Source organism: Ignavibacteria bacterium (assembly GCA_017302895.1).
GTDB lineage: Bacteria > Bacteroidota > Ignavibacteria > Ignavibacteriales > Ignavibacteriaceae > UTCHB3.
The window spans coordinates 597,752-617,279 of sequence record JAFLBV010000002.1 but is presented as its reverse complement, the minus strand read 5'-3'; the positions used below and the strand labels follow the sequence as shown (position 1 = coordinate 617,279).

The following is a 19,528-nucleotide window of genomic DNA, read 5'->3' as shown; positions in this document are numbered from 1 at the left end:
TTTTCTTAAATAAAACTAAAGATCAACTATGACAAACTTCAAACATCTTTACTTGTCTGCATCGTTTTTCCTGATCATACTCTTTTTTCAGATCAATCTGATTGCCGACAACAAAGGAAAGTTTTCCACTTCATCAAATGATGACTGTCTTGCCTGTCATTCAGACAACACACTGACGATGGAGCGAAACGGGAAACAGAGATCACTGTTCGTTGATGAGAAGATTTTAGCTGCCTCACCTCATAAAAAGCTTGAATGCGTTTCGTGTCACGCGGGATTTAATCCAGAGGAAATGCCTCACAAGGAGAACATCCAGCCTATCGATTGTATGACCTGCCACAAGGATGCAAAAATAAGACACCTCTTCCACCCTCAGATGTTTTATGCAAAACCACTGGCGGAAGGAAAAGATGTAAGCTGCAGATTGTGTCACGGGACCCATGATGCAAAACCTTTCAAAAATATCGGAAGAACCAATTCGATAGCAGTTTGCGCCAAGTGCCATACTGTTCAAAACGGGGATTTCTATTACAGCGCCCACGGCTATGGAAATGGTGCCAATGAAAAGCCGGGATGTATTACCTGCCACAAAGAACAGATAACGACGGGAAGCTACGGTACAGATAAAGTAAGACTCAAATCTGCTCAGCAGAACCTGTGCCTCTCATGTCATAACAATATAACTGCCGTCACTTCAAGATTTGCTTTCAATAAAAAGTTTATCTCAAACGCTGATTCAAGCACCCACTCACGCCTGATAAAAGGCGGTAACGGGGAAGCTGCTTCCTGTGTCGATTGTCATGGCAGTCATAAAATAAAGAACAAAGAAGATCAGGCATCAAATGTGTATGCCGGTAACATACCAAATACCTGTGGAGGCTGCCACAAAGATATTAAGGCTGATTATTCAGCAAGCATCCATTATGATGCTTTTACTAAAAAAGTGAAGGATGCTCCCGTTTGTTCCTCATGTCACAATGAACATGAAACCGCCGAAGTGAAGACTGAGAAAATCTGTGCAGGTTGCCATCAACCTGTCGAAATTTCGCCTGATTATGCCCTCTCGAACAACAAAACCAAAGTTTCGAAGAATAACTATCACGGTATCGAAGTAAAAGACAACAAGGTGACCGTATCGAACTGTGCAAGTTGTCACGGACCACACAAGATCATCAATTCAAAGGATGCAGGTTCTGCCGTAAACAAGAAAAATCTGCAGGCTACCTGCGGTAAGTGTCATCCTGGAGCAGAAACTGATTTTGTCTCGGGTACAATTCACAAAGTTGCGGATAAACCTGTGAAACCGGTTGAGAAAAAAGAGGAGCCATCCACTTCCACCGGAGGCAGTACATTTCTTCTTGTTGCTTTTATTGTAGTTGGAATCGGATTGATCATCGGTTTCCTCTACATTCGCAGAAAAAAGAAATCAGATACTTCACGGAACGATAAATAAATTTTGAAAGAGCCAAGATGAAAAAGATATTTCCAACTTCCGTTTACAATCCAATCTCAATCGGCGGGGCAGTTCTCGCAGGGATAAGCTTTGGATTGATAATCTTCCTCATGATTATTGAGTCATTCAGCGAAGTTCACAAGCCCTACATGGGCATCATCGCTTTCGTGATTTTGCCTGTTTTTCTTATAACGGGACTGATTATCATCGCTTACGGATGGTACAGAGAACACAAAAGGTCAAAACAAATCGATTTCAAAGCGAGGAAATTCCCGAAAATTGATCTTAATGATCCGAAGCACCTTGCTGCCACCATATTCTTCTCGGTTGGTACCATTTTCCTTCTTCTATTCTCTGCTTTTGGAAGTTTTAAGGCGTATGAATACACCGACTCTGATGAATTTTGCGGTACAGTCTGTCACACAGTAATGGAACCGGAATATACCGCATACAAAAATTCGCCACACTCCAAAGTGGGTTGCGTAAAGTGTCATATAGGCGAGGGAGCCGGCTGGTTTGTAAGAGCCAAAATATCGGGTTCATATCAGCTTTATTCGGTTACTTTCAACAAATACTCGCGACCGATTCCGACACCGATCGAGAATCTGCGTCCAGCTCAGGAAACATGTGAACAGTGCCACTGGCCCAAACACTTCTTCAGCGAAAAGAAAGTTGATCTCGACTACTATCTGTCAGACGAAAAAAACACAAAATCTTCGCTTACACTCCTTATGAGAGTGGGTGGGGGAAACACCGAACTTGGCAACAGAAACGGTATCCACTGGCACATGAACATAGCCAATGACATTTACTACACGGCTACAGATCATACCCGTCAGACAATTGACTGGGTAAAAGCCGTAAACAAAGAAACGGGCAAGGAAACGATTTACAAGGTGAGAGGTAAGTCCAAAAAAGCAACGGAAGGAAGTGAAGAAATAAGGAAAATGGATTGTATCGACTGCCACAACAGACCGGCACACATCTATAACGAGCCAAGCCGCATTATCAATATCTCGATGTCCCGAGGTGTGATTGACTCTACACTTCCATACATCAAAAGTGTAACCACTCAGGCACTTGATGCCACCTACCAGACAAAGGACGAGGCACAGTCAAAAATTGCGTCCACAATAACGAACTTCTATAAAAACAACTATCCTGATATCGCAAAGAAAAACGGAAAACAAATAGCCACAGCGATTAAAGAAGTGCAAAAAATCTATTCCCGCAATTATTTCCCCGAAATGAGGGTGAGCTGGAGACATTATCCGAACAACCTCGGGCACATGAACTACGATGGATGCTTCCGCTGCCACGACGGAAAACATGTCACCGACGACGGGAAAGTTCTAACAAACGACTGCAACAGTTGTCATGTCCTTCTTGCTCAAACCACCCCGCAAAAGGGATCGCAAATATCAATGACCGGACTCGAATTCACCCATCCCGGTGGTATTGAAGTCTCCTTCAAAACCCAGAAGTGCAGCGCTTGCCATGGTGTGGGTAACAAAACCCTGGAGAAGAAACTGAGCCTTAATTAGCTATTAACTATGATCTATGAACTATGAGCTGCCCCTTTTGCGATGGATATGAAATGGCACACGGATGAGACGGATTCAACGAATGCCCACGGATAGGGAATAGTCCCACGGATTTCACGGACATACGAAAAACTTCGATTTCGGAAAAGGAGCGACAATCGTCTCGATTGTCCACCCGACCGGTGATACCTCGTGACGACATCTTTTTTGAACACGATAATCAAGATGAAAAAGGATGGAAACGATCTCACCCCCGTAGCGGGGTTGAATATTCGTAGTAGATTAAAACGATTATTCCTTAATTACCCCCGCAGTGGGTTTGAATGTTTGTAGATTAAGACGATTATTCCTTCATTACCCCCGTAGTGGGGTTGAATGTTTGTAGATTAAGACAATTATACCTTGATTACCCCCGCAGTGGGGTTGAATGTTTGTAGATTAAGACGACTATACCTTGATTACCCCCGTAGTGGGGTTATATGTTCGTAGATTAAGACGACTATACCTTGATTACCCCCGTAGTGGGGTTGAATGTTCGTAGATTAAAATGGTTATACCTTGATTACCCCCGTAGTGGGGTTAAATGTTCGTAGAACCAGCGACAATTCACAATTTATTTTCCCCCATCTTTAGAAGAATGGGGGGCAAGGGGGGTGGTTCAGGAAAGGGACTGTGCCAAACGCATCCCCTTGGCATCGGTGAGGTAGTCTCCATCTCCAATCAAAAAAATAATACCTGATACCTAATCCCTAATACCTGTATGAATTTTGTGATCTATTCCGCACCGGTCTAAAAATAATTTAATTATTTCAGTTAAATGAAGTAAATTATCTTTTCGGATTGTATGAATTTTAGCGGTATGCCATTAATGAAATATAAAGTGTTTGTTTTCCTTTTGCCTCTTTTGCTTGCAGGCTGTTCCTCGAATGTGAAAAAGGCTTATTCGAATGAGAATAATTCTCCTGTAACTCAGGGGGCAGCGATGCCTTTTCAGTTTGAAGTGTATTCAGAGATTGAGATAGCAAAAATCAGAACTTACCATTGGAATGACGGAAAGGGAGCCCCAGCGGGTGAGATAATTCTGACCGACAGACCGGGAAAAGTGATCGGGAAGTGGCAGGCTGAGGGAAAGCAGGGGCGGAATAATGTAGCATCTGCACTTTGGGAAGTGGAACCTGATATTAAATTAAAACCGGGAATTTACTTTATCAGTACCGGAAATGACAAAAGCTGGTCACATAACCCTGAATCGCAGGGGATTGGTTTCACCTCAGTTTACATTAAGGAATAGAGGGAGTTTTATGGACGAAGCAAGGTCAAGAAGGGCAACAGTGATAAACCCTGCCAAAAATTCTGACGGAATACTGCCAAAAGTAAGTTCGGTTCACACCGAGCCCTACACCAATTATATCTTAAGACTTCTTTTTGAAGCATCACCCGACGGCTTTTTTGCCATGATGCTGAATCAACCTGTCGAATGGGACCCCGAAAATGAGGATCCCCAGCTCTTCGAACATATCTTCAAAACTCAACAGATCACCATTTTCAACAAACGGGCAACGGAATTAAATCCCGGTTTCCACGGAAATCTTATGGGTGTTTCGCCCGAGAGATATTTCTATTATGATGTAAAGAGCGGGAAGTCTGCCTGGAGAAAACTTTTGAAGACCGGCTGGCTGCACCTCGAAACTTCGGAGGAGATTTCCCCCGGGATGCAGATCTGGATTGAGACCGAGTTTGTAAACATTTACGATAACAACGGGCTCCTTCTTGGGTGTTTCGCAAGTCAGAGGGATTTTTCACTACGATACTCCGAAATCGACAGCCTGACCAAATCCAACAAAGACCTTGGCTCTGCGATAGCTGCGGTTGGTGATCCGTTGATTATGGTAGATAAAAGCGGAGTGGTGACCTATCTTAACTACAGTGCCGAAGTGACTCTCGATCTCTCCTATGATCAGTTTGTGAACAAAAAGATTACTGATATTGTACAAATAGATGATCTTGACACAGGACAGAATCTTAAATCAATTCTTGAACAGGTTAGAGCATCGGGTTTGAACTTCCGTCTCGGTAATACTGCACGGTTAAAGTTCGGTGTTCGTGAAAGTTCAATCACAGGCGTTATTTCGCCAGTGAAGGCGGAGGATGAAAGTCACATCGGGTGGATTTTGCTTCTTCGTTATCCCGGGGAAGTGCAGAAGGAATTCATTGAAGACAGGGTTAATTATGAAAGAATGTCACGGTTAAATAAACTGACTCTTTCGGGAAACTGGGAAATTGATCTTAATCAGGGGAAAGTATGGATCAGTGATGACATTTTCGATCTTTTCGGAATTAGGCGGGTTATGCGTGACGACCCCGAGGAACTGAAATTCCTTCAAACGAAGATGAACGAGTTGATTGCGGTTGAAGACAGGGAAAAAGTTGAAAAAGCCGCCACTTCATTGATAAATGATTTCAAAGGCTACTCGGTTGATTACAGAATAATTGATCCTGAAACAAAGAAGATCAGATATATCAGGTCGGTAGTTGAAGTGAATTTTGACAAAGCGGGTAATCCTGCAATGATTACCGGTGTGGCACATGATTTGACCTGGCATTATGAAGAACTTACTAAATCAGATTTCTTCCGTGAAATTATTGAACAGGCACCTGTCGGAATTGTCGTAACCGACCCTTCAGGCATCATCAAATATATCAATAAGCGAATTGCCGATATTACAGGTTACTTGCCGGAGGAGATGCTGGGACAGAAACCTTCGATACTTAAATCGGGTGTTCTACCACCACAGTTCTATGAAAATCTGTGGAAAGTTGTTCTTTCGGGTGAGATTTGGCAGGGTGACATAATCAACAAAAAGAAAGACGGCAGCCACTATTGGGATTCTGCTTCCATTTCTGCAATAAAAGACAGAAGCGGAGCTATTGATAAACTTGTTGCATTTAAGCAGGATGTGACTTCGCGTAAAAAGCTTGAAAGTGACATCAGGAAGCAAAGGGATCACTTTGATCTGCTCCACAGGGAGAAAGTGGCGATTCTCGAAAATCTTGGGCTGGAAATCAGGGATCCCTTGAACGGGATAACAGGATTCCTTGATATACTGATAACTGAAGTTACCGACTACAATCAGCGAAAATTGTTGAAGTCGATTAAGCACTCTGCCGACAGGGTGATCAAGAAACTTGACTCGGTTGCCAATATTCTCGATATGGAGAAGGATTCATGGCGGGTGGATTTGAGGCTTACGGATATCGGAGCGGCACTTCAGGAAATATTTGCCTATTACAAAGAGATGGCAGAGGACAAAGGGCTCCGGTTTGATACCTATGTGCAGGAGGGGATAAAAATAGTCACAGATGCCGGATTAATAGCAAAAGCCACGGGCAATCTTCTCGACAATGCCGTCAGGTTTACAACAGAAGGCTCGATAAGAGTGGAAGTGATGAGAACACCCGGTGAGTCGGATGAACTTCTGATAAGGGTGACAGATACCGGACCGGGTATCAAAAAAGAGATTATAGATTCAATTTTCAGGGAGGCGGGGTCTTTCACTCCCGACATTTCCAAAACGATGCCGACCGGTGGATTTGGATTGAGAATAACAAAAGAGATTCTTAAGAAGCTTGGTGGTACCATAAAGATTGAGAGCGTACCTGGTAAAAGGACTTCGCTCACTATTGTTCTGCAACCTGATGGCGTGCCGAATGAGGATTCCGGTGACAAGGAACTGATACGGCAATTTAACAGGCAAATTCAAAAATCGAATATGAACGAGATACTCCTTGTTGAAGACAGTAAGATAAATTCTGATGTGATAGCTCTCTACCTTAGGAGGATTTGTACGGTTGATACTGTAAGGAGCGGAGAAGCTGCTCTCAGGATGGCAGCAGAGAAAAAATATTCAGTAGTAATTATGGATATTAATCTGGGAGAGGGTCTCGACGGGATCGATACAATGAAGAGGATTAGAAGTCTGCCCGGCTATGAAAGTATCCCGTTTATCGCGGTAACCGGGTACGCGCTGAATGGTGATAAAATGAGGATTATTGATGAAGGATTTGACTTTTTCTATACGAAGCCCCTGGATATGGTTAAGTTCTCGGCATTCATTCAGGAACTGCTGGTTGCAGAGGAGACGGGTTGAGATCGGGGTTAAACCATTCTGATCAAACTGTTGTCAAAACAAAAGAGTTAAAAGATTTTAGATTATATTTGAACTGTCAATCATTAAAAAAAGGAATAAACATGAAAGCTGTATTTAGCTTCATATTGGCATTATGCATACTTTCCGGAGTTGCTTATTCACAAAAAGGCGATGTTTACGGAAAAGGGACAACTCTTAAAACAAAAACAAAGATTTCGACGATTCTCGATTCTCCTAAAAAATATGTTGGTAAAAAAGTCCTCGTGGAAGGCACAATCCTTGATGTCTGTGAAAAAAGAGGTTGCTGGATGGAGATATCCGGTGATAAAAAAGGTCAGAAAATCAAAATCAAGGTTGAAGATGGCGTTATTGTTTTCCCGGTAAGCAAAAAGGGACACAAAGCCCTTGTAGAAGGTGAAGTGGAAGAACTCGTTTACACAAAAGAAGAGTTGATTGAAGCTGAGAAACACAAAGCTGAAGAACAGGGAACAAAATTTGATCCCTCCACCATTAAATCGGGTAAAACAGTTTACAGAATTAAAGGTATTGGCGCTAAAATATTTTAAGAGGCTGAACAGCCTTTCTTCAAGGTCTTGCACTCTAAAAGGGTGTAAGACTTTTTTTTTAATTTCCGGAGAAGAATATGAGTGAGAGAGAGAAGAAAATCAGGATATTTTTACGAAAATGGCACAGGGACATCGGTTATTTTATTGCGGGACTTACAATTATATATGCAATTTCCGGGGTTGCGGTGAATCATATTGATGACTGGAATCCAAGTTACACCATTACAACCGAGGTGTTGAAGGCGGATACACTTCCAAGGGCATACTGGGCTTCAGAGAAGATAGACAGCATTGTGCTCGCACATCTTAAAATAAATGAAAAACCGATGGAAACTTTCTCTGAATCAGAGGAAAAGATAAAACTCTTTTTTGAGGGAAAAGTGATCGATTTTAACATGGCAACGGGTGAACTTTCGATTGAAACCACGAGTGGAAAACCTGTTTTGAAGGAAGTAAATTTTCTGCATCTGAACAAACCGAAGAAAATTTGGACATGGGTTGCGGATGTTTTTGCGGTCTTGCTGGCGTTCCTGGCTTTGTCCGGTGTGATTATGGTAAAAGGAAAAAACGGACCTCAGGGAAGAGGGAAGTGGATACTGGCTGCAGGTATACTTGTTCCGGTGGTCTTCTGGATCTTATACCTGAATTAATTCTTCCGGATTACAGCCGTTTTCGTTTTTGAGACTGTGTTGCCTTCTTTATCGGAAACAACAATTATATAGACTCCGGTAGCAACAAAATTGCCGGAGTCGTCTTTACCGTCCCAGGAGGCGATTCTTCCACCCGGTGATGAAAATGATGTAATCTTGTTTCCGGAAATATCAAGGATGCTTACATCGGAGTCTTTGATTAAACCGTCTATTGTGAGATTGATTCCATTTCCCGGTTTAAAAGGACTTGGATAGACAGAAAGAGCCGAATAATCGGCGTTTGGTGCAGGTGCCTGTGTTACGAAAGAGATCAGCCCGCCAGTTTGACCGACGAATATTTTTCCTGATTTAGGATCGCTTCCCATGATCGTAATTTCGTTCGTTAGCAAAGGGCTGTTTGATGCATCATAAAAAGCGATCAGGTTGGTGCCATCGGCAGAGACTAAAAATAGTCCGGCATCTGTTCCCACCCATTTCCTGTTTACAGGATCGACTACTATCGAATTTATTTTTTGCTGCCTCAACGAGAAGACAGTGGAAACTCTGGGTTTGGCAGTGGAACTGTTTTGTAGCACAGTGCTGAGGGATGTGACAATCTGAACACCAAGGTCAGTGCCTACCCAAAGGTCACCCCTTTTATCTATTGCAAGAGCATTTATCTTTTGTCCGTTCAAGCCACCCGCCTCATTTAACTGACCTGTGATATCGTCAGCGGTATTTGAGGGTGTGTTCTTCTCATTAAAGTAATAGATTGCGTTTCGAAGCGGACTCGAGAACCATTTTGTATCGTTCTGATCAACTTCCAAATAAGAATAGTTCGTCAGCCCGGTACCGAGTGGATTTTCAAATCCATACCAGGTGCTGTCGGGGGTGAGCAGATTAAGAGTTTTTCTGTCGCCTGCGTCGAAGTTCAGTATCCAAAGATTTCCTTTGGAATCATTTTTAAAAGCGGAAACCACGAGAAAATTTGGATCGGCACTTATGCCAACCAGCGGCGAATTCTGTCTTGTAAAAGGAATTATTTGCCCGTCCGGTTTTATTCTTACAAACCCTTTCCCGTAACTTCCAACATATACGCTTCCATCCGTTGCAGAATATGTATTGTAATATGAGTTTGTTGGGAGAACTGGAGTATTGTAGACATCATAGTTTGTCCATTTGCTACCGTCGAATTTGTAGAAACCTTTGCCTGTTAAATCCCTTCCACTTGCGGAGTAGATGTTACCTGACTTGTCGACGGTGATTCCGCTGAAAAGATTTGCAGCGGGAGAGTTTGGTGAGATGAATTTTCCACCGGTGCCAAACTTGTAGCTGTATAATCCCTCCATTCCGGGGGCATAAAGAAATCCGTCGACAGAGGTTATGATGTCGTACATTATGCTGAGGTCAGTAATTGAGGAAGTCAGTTGTCCGTTTTCAAATCCGTAGAAGCCACTTCTCGTACCTCCTGCGATGGAGTAATCTGCGAGAATCCAACTGATCCCGCCTTGTTTCCGCAGTTTTTTAACCGACTTATTGTCGAGCATCTGACTGAATGAAGTGAAAGCACCTGCAGCAAATTTGAATAATCCTTTGTTTGTGCCAACAAGGTAAGAGCCATTGTCATTTGTGACCAGTTGAAAAACTGTGGTTCCTGAACCGGGAATATTTGTATAGACATCCCAGGCGTTTGGATCATTAAGATTCACGGTGCCCGGTTTTTGAACAGCCAGCCCGCCCTGTGTAGCTACATAGAAGAGATTATCGCGGTAAACAGAATAAACTTTCGAATTGGCGGCGATACTTCCGAATTTTATATAGGTATCGTAAAAATCAAGAGTTTTGCTGTTGATCAGGGAAATGCCAAAATCGGTACACGCGATAACTGTATCACCGGAGAGAACAAAATCATTGATTCCCCTTTGAGGTTTACCTGAGGATGCGATTGCCATCACCCGTTTGAATATACCTGATGCCGGGTCATAAACATCGATCGTACCGTTTTTACTTCCGAACCAGACCTTTTTGTAATTATCAATGACGACTGCGGTTACAGGAGAGCCATTTAGTCCGTTGGCTTTTGTAAATTCTGAAAAGGAGGAATCGTTAATCGAAAAAGCCCAGGCACCGCCATCGGAACCCGCCCAAATCATCTTTCCGTCGTAAACAGCCGAAGAGAGATTACTCTTGTTTGAGTAAATCCTCCAGTTTGAAGCTTCCTGGGCAAAAAGAAACTGTAAAGAAGCTAAAAAGAGTAGAGTAAAGATAAATTTAGGCATAGGGTGCGAGTGATTACTTTTTTAATTCACTTAACAGGTTGGCTGTTTCAATAGCTGTGAGGGCAGCGTCCCAGCCCTTGTTTCCGGCTTTTGTTCCTGCTCTTTCAACGGCCTGTTCAATGGTATCAGTTGTAAGAATACCGTAGATGAGGGGAACACCAGTGGCGAGTGAAGCATTAGCGACACCTTTTGCAGATTCAGAGGCAACAAAATCGAAGTGAGGAGTGGCACCTCTGATAACAGCACCAAGGCAAATCACAGCGTCATATTCTCTTTTTTCGGCTACAGCTTTCGCTACAAAGGGAATTTCAAAAGCCCCCGGTACTCTGACAACAGTAATGTTGTTGTCATCTGCACCATGCCGGAGGAGGCAGTCAACAGCGCCGTCAAGAAGTTTGTTTGTAATGAAGTCATTGAAGCGGCTTACGACAATTGCAAATTTTAAGCCGTCAGCTTGTAAAAATCCGTTAATTTCTTTCATGGTTGTCCTTAAATCGGAAAAATAAAGTACCGAAACATAAAGAATGGGTAAATATAAAAAAACTGAATAATTTACATCTTTTTGAGAGATTCGACTGCAGCAAATTCTTCACGGGAGAGGTAATATGAGCCGATATAGCCTCTTTCAGTAGAAGTTCCGCCATGGAAATCTGATCCACCGGAATATGGGATGCCCAGTTGTTTTGCGATTTCGATCAGTTTTTGTTGCTGAGGGAGTGTGTGCGAGGGATGAATTGCCTCGATGGCATCGAATTTTTCCTGAAGGATTATATCCAGAGAAGTATCATTGAGATAGCCGGGATGAGCGAGCACGGCAATTCCTCCAGCCTGATGGATCAGAGCAATCGCGTCTGCGGGAGTAATGAAGAATTTCTTTTCGTAGGAGGTTGAATTGTTGCCGAGAAATTCCTTGAAGGCATGAGTGAAGTTGCGCGCTATTTTTTTTCTGATCAATGCCTTTGCTATGTGCGGCCTTCCGAAGAAATCGCCTTTACACTCATATTTGACATCATCCATTGTGATGTCGTGACCTGCATTTCGCAAATTTTCGACAATTCGTTCGCACCTCTGATAACGGTCGAGTTTCAGTGTTTCGCTGTAGGCATTGAGTTCAGGGTCTGAAGGATCAAACCAGTAGCCGAGTACATGTACCTCGTAATTTTCGTATTGTGCGCTCAGCTCTATTCCTGGCACCAGTTTTATGCCATATTTTTTGTTTTTCTCGAGTGCTTCTATATAACCGGAAACGGTATCATGGTCGGTAATGGCGAGCACATCCAGTTTTTGGAGTATGGCTCTACGCAAGAGGCTCTCAACTGAGAGCCAGCCGTCTGAATGGGTAGTATGAGTATGTAAATCCGCTTTAAAATTCATCAATTAAGAAAAGAACTTCCTGAACTCCTCATAATTTGGGATACGCAATTTGTTACCATCGAGTTCGATAAGTCCTTTCTTTACAAAACTGTGCAGGGTTCTTGAAATTGTTTCGCGCGAAGTGCCTGCCATGTTTGCAAGATCGTGCTGGAAGGGGAGCTTTTCTATCTCGACAACACCCTGCCGGATTTTGCCGATTTCGTCAGCGATCTGAAGTATAACAGTTGCAACTTTTCCTTCAGCATCTTTGAGGGAGAGGGATTTAATCTTCATGTCTGCAGCGCGAAGTCTTTTAGTAAGTTCCTGCAGGAGACTTATCGACACTTCAGGATGATTGTAAAGGAGGTCGAGGAAATCAGCTCTTTCTATAATAAAGAGTTCTGTTTCTTCAATTGAAGTAACGGTGGCTGAGCGGGCGAGTCCATCGAGCAGCGCCATTTCACCAAAGAAATCATTAGGATTCAGGTAGGTGAGTATGACTTCTCTGCCGTCATCACTCTCGCGGCTCACTTTCACCTTGCCCGACATTATCACGAAAAGGGCGTTCCCGGTTTCGTGCTCCATAAGGACAACGGTGTCCTTCGGAAACATTTTTCTTTTACCGAGATCCGAAATCTTATGGATAGTTTCGTCGTCAAGATTTTCAAATAAAGGTACGAATTTTGGAAAATCCAGCTCGTCCATTAAAAGTTCCTTTTTTTTTCTGTAATTTAGTGAGATTTATCACAATATCAAATATAAATCTTGAAATTTGACTATTATTTTTTTGACCCACCGTGGAAAACAGTAAAAATGGAAGAGGATAATAGTATATAAATATAAAATATTGCATTGATAAATAGCTGAAATGTAGGTAAATTTGGAAGTCTAAATAATTCTTTTTCGAAGAGGAGAAAAAAATGTCACTAAAAGTTGGAATAAACGGATTCGGAAGAATCGGTAGATTAGTATTTAGAAGAGCCCTTGATGTGGGCGGTATTGATATAGTAGCAATAAATGACCTTACAGACGCTGTAACACTGGCTCACCTGTTAAAGTATGACTCGGTACACGGCAAATTTAACGGTACCGTTGCAGTTGATGGAAATGCCATCGTTGTAAACGGAAAGAAAATTGAGATTACTGCAGAAAAAGATCCTGCAAATCTTAAATGGAAAGAATTCGGTGTGGATTATGTAATCGAAGCCACCGGAGTTTTTGCAACAAAAGAAAAATGCATGCCACACATTGCAGCAGGTGCCAAGAAAGTAATTCTTACCGTTCCTGCAAAAGGCGACATCGATGCAACCATCGTAATGGGTGTGAATGACAATATCCTTACAGGTGAAGAAGTTGTTATCTCCAATGCATCATGTACAACCAACTGCCTCGCTCCAATGGCAAAAGTTCTTCATGAAACTTTTGGGCTGGAAAAAGGTTATATGACTACAGTTCACTCATACACAAATGATCAGAGAGTTCTCGATTTCCCTCACAAAGATCTTAGAAGAGCAAGAACTGCAGCCACAAATATCATTCCTACCACAACAGGTGCTGCAAAGACCGTTGGTAAAGTAATTCCTGAATTGAAAGGAAAACTCGATGGATTTTCACTTCGTGTTCCTACACCAGACGGATCAATTACCGATTTCGTTGGTATCCTTTCAAGAGAAACCACTGTGGAAGAGATCAATGCCGCAATGAAAAAAGCTGCAGAAGGACCAATGAAGGGCGTTCTGGAATACACAGAAGATCCTATCGTTTCTTCCGATATCGTACACAACGACCATTCATGTATCTTCGATGCACTTTCAACCATGGTTAACGGTAATCTGGTGAAAGTAGTCGGATGGTATGACAATGAGTGGGGTTATTCATGCAGAGTTATCGATCTTCTTAAAAAGATTGCATAATTAACTGATTTAAGATTAGTGACGCAGTTTCGGCTGCGTCTTTTTTTTATTATAGATTATCAAAATGACAGCAATATGAAAAAATTAACAATTGACAGTGTCGATTTAAAAGGTAAAAAAGTTCTTGTGAGAGTGGATTTTAATGTTCCCCTCGACGAGAATCTTAAGGTAACGGATGACAACAGAATAGTCGAATCGTTACCAACGATAAAGAAGATAATTGCAGAGGGTGGAAAAGCCATCCTGATGAGCCATCTCGGCAGACCAAAAGGGAAAGTAAATCCCAAGTACAGCCTGCAACCTGTAGCTGACAGACTTTCAGAGCTTTTAGGTTTGGAAGTGAAATTCGCAACCGACTGCATTGGTGAATCAGTTAAAGCAATGGCAGATGATTTGAAACCCGGTGAAGTAATGTTGCTCGAGAATCTTCGTTTCTATGCTGAAGAAGAGGCGAATGACCCCGTTTTTGCGAAAAAATTGTCGGAAGTAGCTGATCTATATGTAAATGATGCATTTGGATCTGCTCACAGGGCACATGCTTCAACAGAGGGTGTTACAAAATTCGTTAAAATCGCTGTCTCTGGTTATCTGATGCAAAAAGAACTCGATTATTTGGGTGGTGCATTAAATAATCCTGTAAGACCATATTGTGCCATTCTTGGTGGTGCCAAAATTTCGGGCAAGATCGATGTTATCAACAACATCCTTGATAAAGTGGATACGCTGATCATCGGTGGTGGTATGGCATACACTTTCTTCAAGGCGATGGGATACGAAATCGGTACTTCACTCCTCGAAGCGGAAAAAGTGGAACTTGCCGGCCAGCTTCTCGAAACAATAAAAACCAAAAAGTTAAACTTTTTGCTTCCTGTTGATGTTATGGTTGCAGCGGAGTTCAGTAATGAATCACCATCAGAAGCCGTTAAAATAGACAAAATACCGGCAAACAAGATGGGATTGGATATTGGACCTGAAACAGTTAAATTGTTTTCTGAAGCAATCAAAAATTCAAAAACGGTCGTTTGGAACGGTCCTATGGGAGTTTTTGAATTTGATAACTTTGCAACCGGCACGAACGCTGTAGCACAGGCTCTTGTTGATGCAACCGCACTTGGTACAATTACTGTAGTGGGTGGTGGTGATTCTGCCGCCGCAATCGCAAAAGCCGGGTTGAAAGAAAAAGTCAGCCATGTCTCCACCGGTGGTGGTGCCTCTCTCGAATTCCTCGAGGGGAAAGTGCTCCCGGGTGTGGATGTTCTTAATAATGCATAATGTTTGAACTGCGGGGCTGTTTACAATACAGCCCTGCAATTAAATAAAGGAAAAAAATGTCGAACGGAAATTACCGTCCCGCCGGATTTTCATATATCTCTCCGGTTATAAAGTCTCTTTTAATTGCCAATGTTGTGGTTTTCTTCCTGGAAATGATGTTAAGCGGAATAGTATCGGGGGGAACTCCAATTGAATACTATTTCAGAACATTCTTTGCCCTTTGGCCGCTTGGAGAGGGATTCGGACCGTGGCAGCTTTTTTCCTACCAGTTCATGCATGCAGATTTCTCGCACATATTTTTTAATCTTTTTGCCCTCTGGATGTTCGGAACCGAGGTGGAATATACACTCGGATCAAAAAAATTCCTGATTTTCTATCTGGCTTCCGGTGTTGGAGCCGGACTGCTTCACCTGCTTACTCCACTTTTCGGTATAGCAGCAGGTCCTACAATCGGTGCTTCCGGTTCACTTTATGGAGTCATGATTGCTTTCGCACTCTTTAACCCTGACAGATACATCTATATCTATTTCCTTTTGCCGGTAAAAGCAAAATATTTGATCGGGTTCATGATCCTGCTTGATCTGTTTATGTTCAGGAATCCGGGCTCGAATGTTGCGCACCTCGCACATGTTGGTGGAGCAATAACAGGATTTTTATTTCTTTTCTTTGATAAATCGGTATATTTCCCTCTTAAAAGAAAACTCAAAGGGGGTGGAACCTCGGGGTACTCCGGACGCCCAAATCCCTTTGCAGATGATGAGGATGAAGGTCCGACTGTGTATGGCGACCGGTCAACCGGCAATAAAGGCGGATTTAACTTCAGTTTTAAAACAAAAAAATCGACTGATCAAGTGGTCGATGCCAAATTCAAAGATGTTTCAGACAGTGATATAGATCAGGATGAGATTGACAGAATTTTGGATAAAATCAGTGTATCAGGCTACACCAATCTCACAACGAAAGAAAAAGACATTCTTTTTGAAGCCAGCAAGCGGATGAATAAAAAGCGTGAGTAGGGGTTTTCCGTTGTTGAAAAATGCCTTAGCAGCAGTTTTTCTGATTATTTCAGGTCTGCTCCTCATTGGTTGTTCGAAAAAAGAGGAGATAATACCCAACGATAAATTTGTTGCCATTTACCTTGATCTTATAAAGGCGCAGGATACTGTTGGAACTTCAACCATGTTCGTAAAACCGGCGCTTGAATCGATTTTAAAAAAACATGGTGTAACAAAAGCTTATTATGACAAGACTGTGGATTTTTATATGAGAAATCCACAGGATTTCAAAGAGTTTATGCTGGAAGTAGAAGCCGAAGTATCCGAAATGCAGGTTGATACACTAAAAAAACAATAACCTACCTGGCGATTTCCCTCGTGCATTGATCGATAACAATCTGAAGATAAATATCTTTGGGATTTATCTTTAGTGCCTTCTTGTAAAGTTCAAGAGCACCTGCAAAATTTTTCTTGTTCATAAGCTCATCCCCGTTCCTTTTTAGTGAGAGGAGTTCCGTCTGAGTCGGTTTCGTTGTCAAACCCGAACTGATTCCGGTTTCCCTGTGTCTCTTCAACTCATCTTCACATTCAGTTTTGCAATATAATAAATAAGGATTGTCAGGGTCGCTTAATAGCAGAGAATTGTAAATTTCGAGAGCATCCGAAAAATTCTTCGCAGCACGGAGAGCATTTGCTTCCTTTAACACTTCCTCATACGCTTCTTTTTCGTAATTCTCCTGTGGCTTTTGTTTGTTGCCCGATTCTTCGTTCTCCTGAGTGACGAGGTGCTCGAGTTCCTGAATATAAACATCAAGGGAGTAGTCTTCGGGCTGGTCGCCTTTTGCCTCTTTAAAATAGAAAAGTGCATCCTGAAATCTACCCTCGCTGAAAAGTTTTTCGGCAACTGTTCGGGAATCAAGATTATCACCGTTGGCTACGGGAGGTGTCTCGATTTTGGGACTGAGTTTTTTGCTCTGATCGAGCAACATCTTGTCTATGTGGTCTTCTGCAAAATCGAAGGATATATTTTCAATCCCAAAGCCCGAATCACCCGGCAAAGGGAGAAAATCAGAAGTCTGAGGTTTGAAATCAGAAGTCTGAGGTTTGAAATCAGAAGTTTGAGGTTTGAAATCAGAAGTTTGAGGTTTGAAATCAGAAGTTTGAGGTTTCGAAGTTCTGAAGTTGAGGGAATATTTGCCTTCAAGCTTGAGGCACAATTGCGTGGCTTCAGAAAATTGTTCTGTGGCAATCAGCTCAATCAGTCTTGTCAAGTCGTTTATTATGCGGGTTTTTTCGGAAGAAAGCGCAGAGATTTTATCTTCGAATCTCTCTGTTGACTCATCAAAACTTCTTTTAAGGGAATCATATTTCCGCTCGAACTCGAGTTCCAGTTTTTTTCGTTCATCCTCACGAATCGAAGCAATGTAAGCTCCAGGAATCTCGTCTGCGGCCGGACTTTTTACATTACTGATGATATGCTCGAAAACATCTGAAATTATTTTTATATCAGCAGTGGCGATTTCTCTGATCTTTTTGTTTGGAGCCCTTAAGCCGAACTCATATTCACTTTTTAATTTAATAAACCTGTCTTCTATCATTTGGATGGAATCAGATTCATCATTCAAGAGCATTTTATATGCATCAGAAAAGGAGAGTGATCCTTCGGTCTCGGAACCTTTGATCAAAAAATGGTAGGCTTCTGAAAGTGCTTTTCGGTTCTTTATTAATGTTTCTCTGAGAAATTTAGAACCTGCGGATTCAATCTGCCTGGTGATATCGCTGTTTAGCTTGTTAAAAGCTTTGGTTACAATATCAGGATCGGCTCCTTCTCTTATTCCGAGAATGTCACATGCTTCTGAATGGGTCATTTTGCAAAAACTTTATTTTTTCAAAGTGTAAAATAATAAACTTAAACGGGGTTGCCACCACGAAAAAAAATCGTAATTTAGACGGTTAAAAAATAAAACCCCGTGGAAAATCACAAAAAGTACAGAACCTCCGAGACCAAAACAACCAGACCCGTAAAGAAGGGGATTCGTGAATTTGACGATCTTCGTGATGCAGTTAAGAGCATGGAAGAGCATAATTTACGATTTTACTTTCAACCGAAGGTCATTGATTTCGGACAGATTGATGCACCAACAGCCAATAAAATTGAAAAAGTGAACTGTTGGTGTGGTGATTATCTTGTGCACAAGGAGAATTTTCGGTCAACTCTCGAAATTCGATATACCTGTAAGCATACGGCTTTGAAACTAGCTGAGTTGCCGATTCATCCGATTGTCAAATCGATACTATTGAATAAATCAAAACACGGGAAGGAGAGATTTGTGCTGCTCTCAGAGGTGGAACCTGTGGTTCTTGGATTCAGTTCATTAGCAAATTTACGATGGATAAATGTTTATCATTACGATATTGAAAGAGATCTGGCGATCAGGTTTTCTTATAATCCATTTGAAAGCAAGTGGTCATACGGGAAACTTCCTCCTGATGGCAGGGAAGTGGAATTTAAAATCAAAAATCTGCTGCAGGAAACTCTGATGATGAAAAAATCATAATCTCCCGACAAATCTTTTGTTTATTGGATCCGGAATTTAAGCTCCCGCGAATATTTCTGTTTATTGGATCTCAGAAATTCAGCCTTCATCCCTCAGGAGTTCATCCCTCAGAAATTCAGCCTTCATCCCTCAGCCTTCAAAATATTTTTCCTCTTTTGCATCAATCACCTCTACTTCACCATTCGCTGAGGAGAGAATGTTTTCGAGAATCCCATCAACAGAATCCGATTTAATAAAACAATCCAGCGTTAATCCGGTTGCGTAATCTGAGGAGTTAATTTTTACATTTTCCCCGTTTAGATGTCGGAACATAAAAGATGACAGCTCATAGGGAGCCGAAAATAGATATCTGACGAACCTCTGCATGGTTATCTGCTCTGCTGCTTTTAGTGCATCAAGTGCAGTTTCGTAGTAGGCTTTACCGAGGGGACCCACTCCGAGTTTTACTCCCCCAAAATAACGGACAACAATTATACACACATTATTGAGGTTTTGATGTTCTATTGCGTTCATGATTCGCAGACCCGCAGTTCCTGAAGGTTCTCCATCGTCCGAATATTTCATAGTGCCGCTAATCAGCCGAAAAGCAGAACAATGATGCACCGCATCGTAATATTCTTTTCTGTAGCGGGAAAGAAGCTCGTCGAATTCCGGGAGGGAATTTATGGGATGAGCGAATGCGAGAAAGATTGATCCCTTCTCTTTATATTTCGAGTCTGCTTTTGATTTTAAAGTAGAATAAGCTTGAATTTTCTCGGGCATATTGAAATTTATTTCAGGAAAAGATTGTTTTAAATATATAGTTTTCATCGTTCAAA

17 protein-coding genes are annotated in these 19,528 nt (G+C 42.0%); 11 read left to right on the top strand and 6 right to left on the bottom strand.

Features of this window, described 5'->3' with window-relative positions; genetic code table 11:
• The first annotated feature begins 28 nt into the window (after nucleotides 1-28).
• The 6 genes from J0L60_10275 to J0L60_10250 all read left to right on the top strand — a co-directional run bounded on the left by J0L60_10275 (nucleotide 29) and on the right by J0L60_10250 (nucleotide 8,361).
• Complete coding sequence (locus J0L60_10275) at nucleotides 29-1,453, top strand: cytochrome c3 family protein (GenBank protein MBN8546502.1); 1,425 nt, start codon at nucleotides 29-31, stop codon at nucleotides 1,451-1,453.
• 17 nt (nucleotides 1,454-1,470) lie between these two features.
• A complete protein-coding gene (locus tag J0L60_10270; protein ID MBN8546501.1) occupies nucleotides 1,471-2,997 on the top strand; it encodes a NapC/NirT family cytochrome c in 1,527 nt (508 codons plus the stop codon).
• An 868-nt stretch (nucleotides 2,998-3,865) separates the two neighbouring features.
• Nucleotides 3,866-4,288 carry a hypothetical protein gene (locus J0L60_10265; GenBank protein ID MBN8546500.1) on the top strand — a complete coding sequence of 141 codons (423 nt, stop codon included), beginning with the start codon at nucleotides 3,866-3,868 and terminating at the stop codon, nucleotides 4,286-4,288.
• Nucleotides 4,289-4,298: 10 nt separating this feature from the next.
• A complete protein-coding gene (locus J0L60_10260; protein ID MBN8546499.1) occupies nucleotides 4,299-7,145 on the top strand; it encodes a PAS domain S-box protein in 2,847 nt (948 codons plus the stop codon).
• A gap of 101 nt (nucleotides 7,146-7,246) precedes the next feature.
• Nucleotides 7,247-7,711, top strand: a complete 465-nt coding sequence (locus tag J0L60_10255) for a DUF4920 domain-containing protein (GenBank protein ID MBN8546498.1) — start codon at nucleotides 7,247-7,249, stop codon at nucleotides 7,709-7,711.
• A gap of 77 nt (nucleotides 7,712-7,788) precedes the next feature.
• Nucleotides 7,789-8,361: a PepSY-associated TM helix domain-containing protein gene (locus tag J0L60_10250; GenBank protein ID MBN8546497.1), complete on the top strand. Its 573-nt coding sequence runs from the start codon at nucleotides 7,789-7,791 to the stop codon at nucleotides 8,359-8,361.
• On the opposite strand, the gene J0L60_10245 is transcribed toward J0L60_10250, so the two are convergent.
• From J0L60_10245 to J0L60_10230, 4 genes are all read right to left on the bottom strand, one after another.
• Nucleotides 8,358-10,619, bottom strand: coding sequence for a hypothetical protein (locus J0L60_10245; GenBank protein ID MBN8546496.1), 2,262 nt, complete (start codon nucleotides 10,617-10,619; stop codon nucleotides 8,358-8,360). The two genes, J0L60_10250 and J0L60_10245, sit on opposite strands and share 4 nt — an antisense overlap.
• 13 nt (nucleotides 10,620-10,632) lie before the next feature.
• Nucleotides 10,633-11,100 (bottom strand): 6,7-dimethyl-8-ribityllumazine synthase, encoded by a 468-nt coding sequence (locus tag J0L60_10240; protein MBN8546495.1) that lies wholly within the window; start codon nucleotides 11,098-11,100, stop codon nucleotides 10,633-10,635.
• 71 nt (nucleotides 11,101-11,171) lie between these two features.
• Complete coding sequence (locus tag J0L60_10235) at nucleotides 11,172-11,993, bottom strand: PHP domain-containing protein (GenBank protein ID MBN8546494.1); 822 nt, start codon at nucleotides 11,991-11,993, stop codon at nucleotides 11,172-11,174.
• A 3-nt stretch (nucleotides 11,994-11,996) separates the two neighbouring features.
• Entirely contained in the window at nucleotides 11,997-12,677 is a 681-nt protein-coding gene (locus tag J0L60_10230; protein ID MBN8546493.1) for a Crp/Fnr family transcriptional regulator, read from the bottom strand.
• 215 nt (nucleotides 12,678-12,892) lie between these two features.
• Here J0L60_10230 and gap point away from each other — a divergent pair, with 215 nt between their 5' ends.
• From gap to J0L60_10210, 4 genes are all read left to right on the top strand, one after another.
• Nucleotides 12,893-13,885, top strand: a complete 993-nt coding sequence (gene gap / locus J0L60_10225; protein ID MBN8546492.1) for a type I glyceraldehyde-3-phosphate dehydrogenase — start codon at nucleotides 12,893-12,895, stop codon at nucleotides 13,883-13,885.
• A gap of 75 nt (nucleotides 13,886-13,960) precedes the next feature.
• On the top strand, nucleotides 13,961-15,157 hold the full coding sequence (locus J0L60_10220; GenBank protein MBN8546491.1) for a phosphoglycerate kinase: 1,197 nt from the start codon (nucleotides 13,961-13,963) through the stop codon (nucleotides 15,155-15,157).
• Between the two features lie 155 nt (nucleotides 15,158-15,312).
• A complete protein-coding gene (locus J0L60_10215) occupies nucleotides 15,313-16,173 on the top strand; it encodes a rhomboid family intramembrane serine protease (protein ID MBN8546490.1) in 861 nt (286 codons plus the stop codon).
• Between the two features lie 13 nt (nucleotides 16,174-16,186).
• On the top strand, nucleotides 16,187-16,510 hold the full coding sequence (locus tag J0L60_10210; GenBank protein ID MBN8546489.1) for a DUF4296 domain-containing protein: 324 nt from the start codon (nucleotides 16,187-16,189) through the stop codon (nucleotides 16,508-16,510).
• Nucleotide 16,511: 1 nt separating this feature from the next.
• Here the strand turns inward: J0L60_10210 and J0L60_10205 are convergent, their stop codons facing one another.
• Entirely contained in the window at nucleotides 16,512-18,020 is a 1,509-nt protein-coding gene (locus J0L60_10205; protein ID MBN8546488.1) for a tetratricopeptide repeat protein, read from the bottom strand.
• 102 nt (nucleotides 18,021-18,122) lie between these two features.
• Between J0L60_10205 and J0L60_10200 the strand changes: the two genes are divergently transcribed.
• Complete coding sequence (locus tag J0L60_10200; GenBank protein ID MBN8546487.1) at nucleotides 18,123-18,710, top strand: hypothetical protein; 588 nt, start codon at nucleotides 18,123-18,125, stop codon at nucleotides 18,708-18,710.
• Between the two features lie 129 nt (nucleotides 18,711-18,839).
• Here J0L60_10200 and J0L60_10195 read toward each other — a convergent pair whose 3' ends face one another.
• Entirely contained in the window at nucleotides 18,840-19,472 is a 633-nt protein-coding gene (locus tag J0L60_10195) for a YigZ family protein (protein ID MBN8546486.1), read from the bottom strand.
• Nucleotides 19,473-19,528 lie beyond the last annotated feature (56 nt).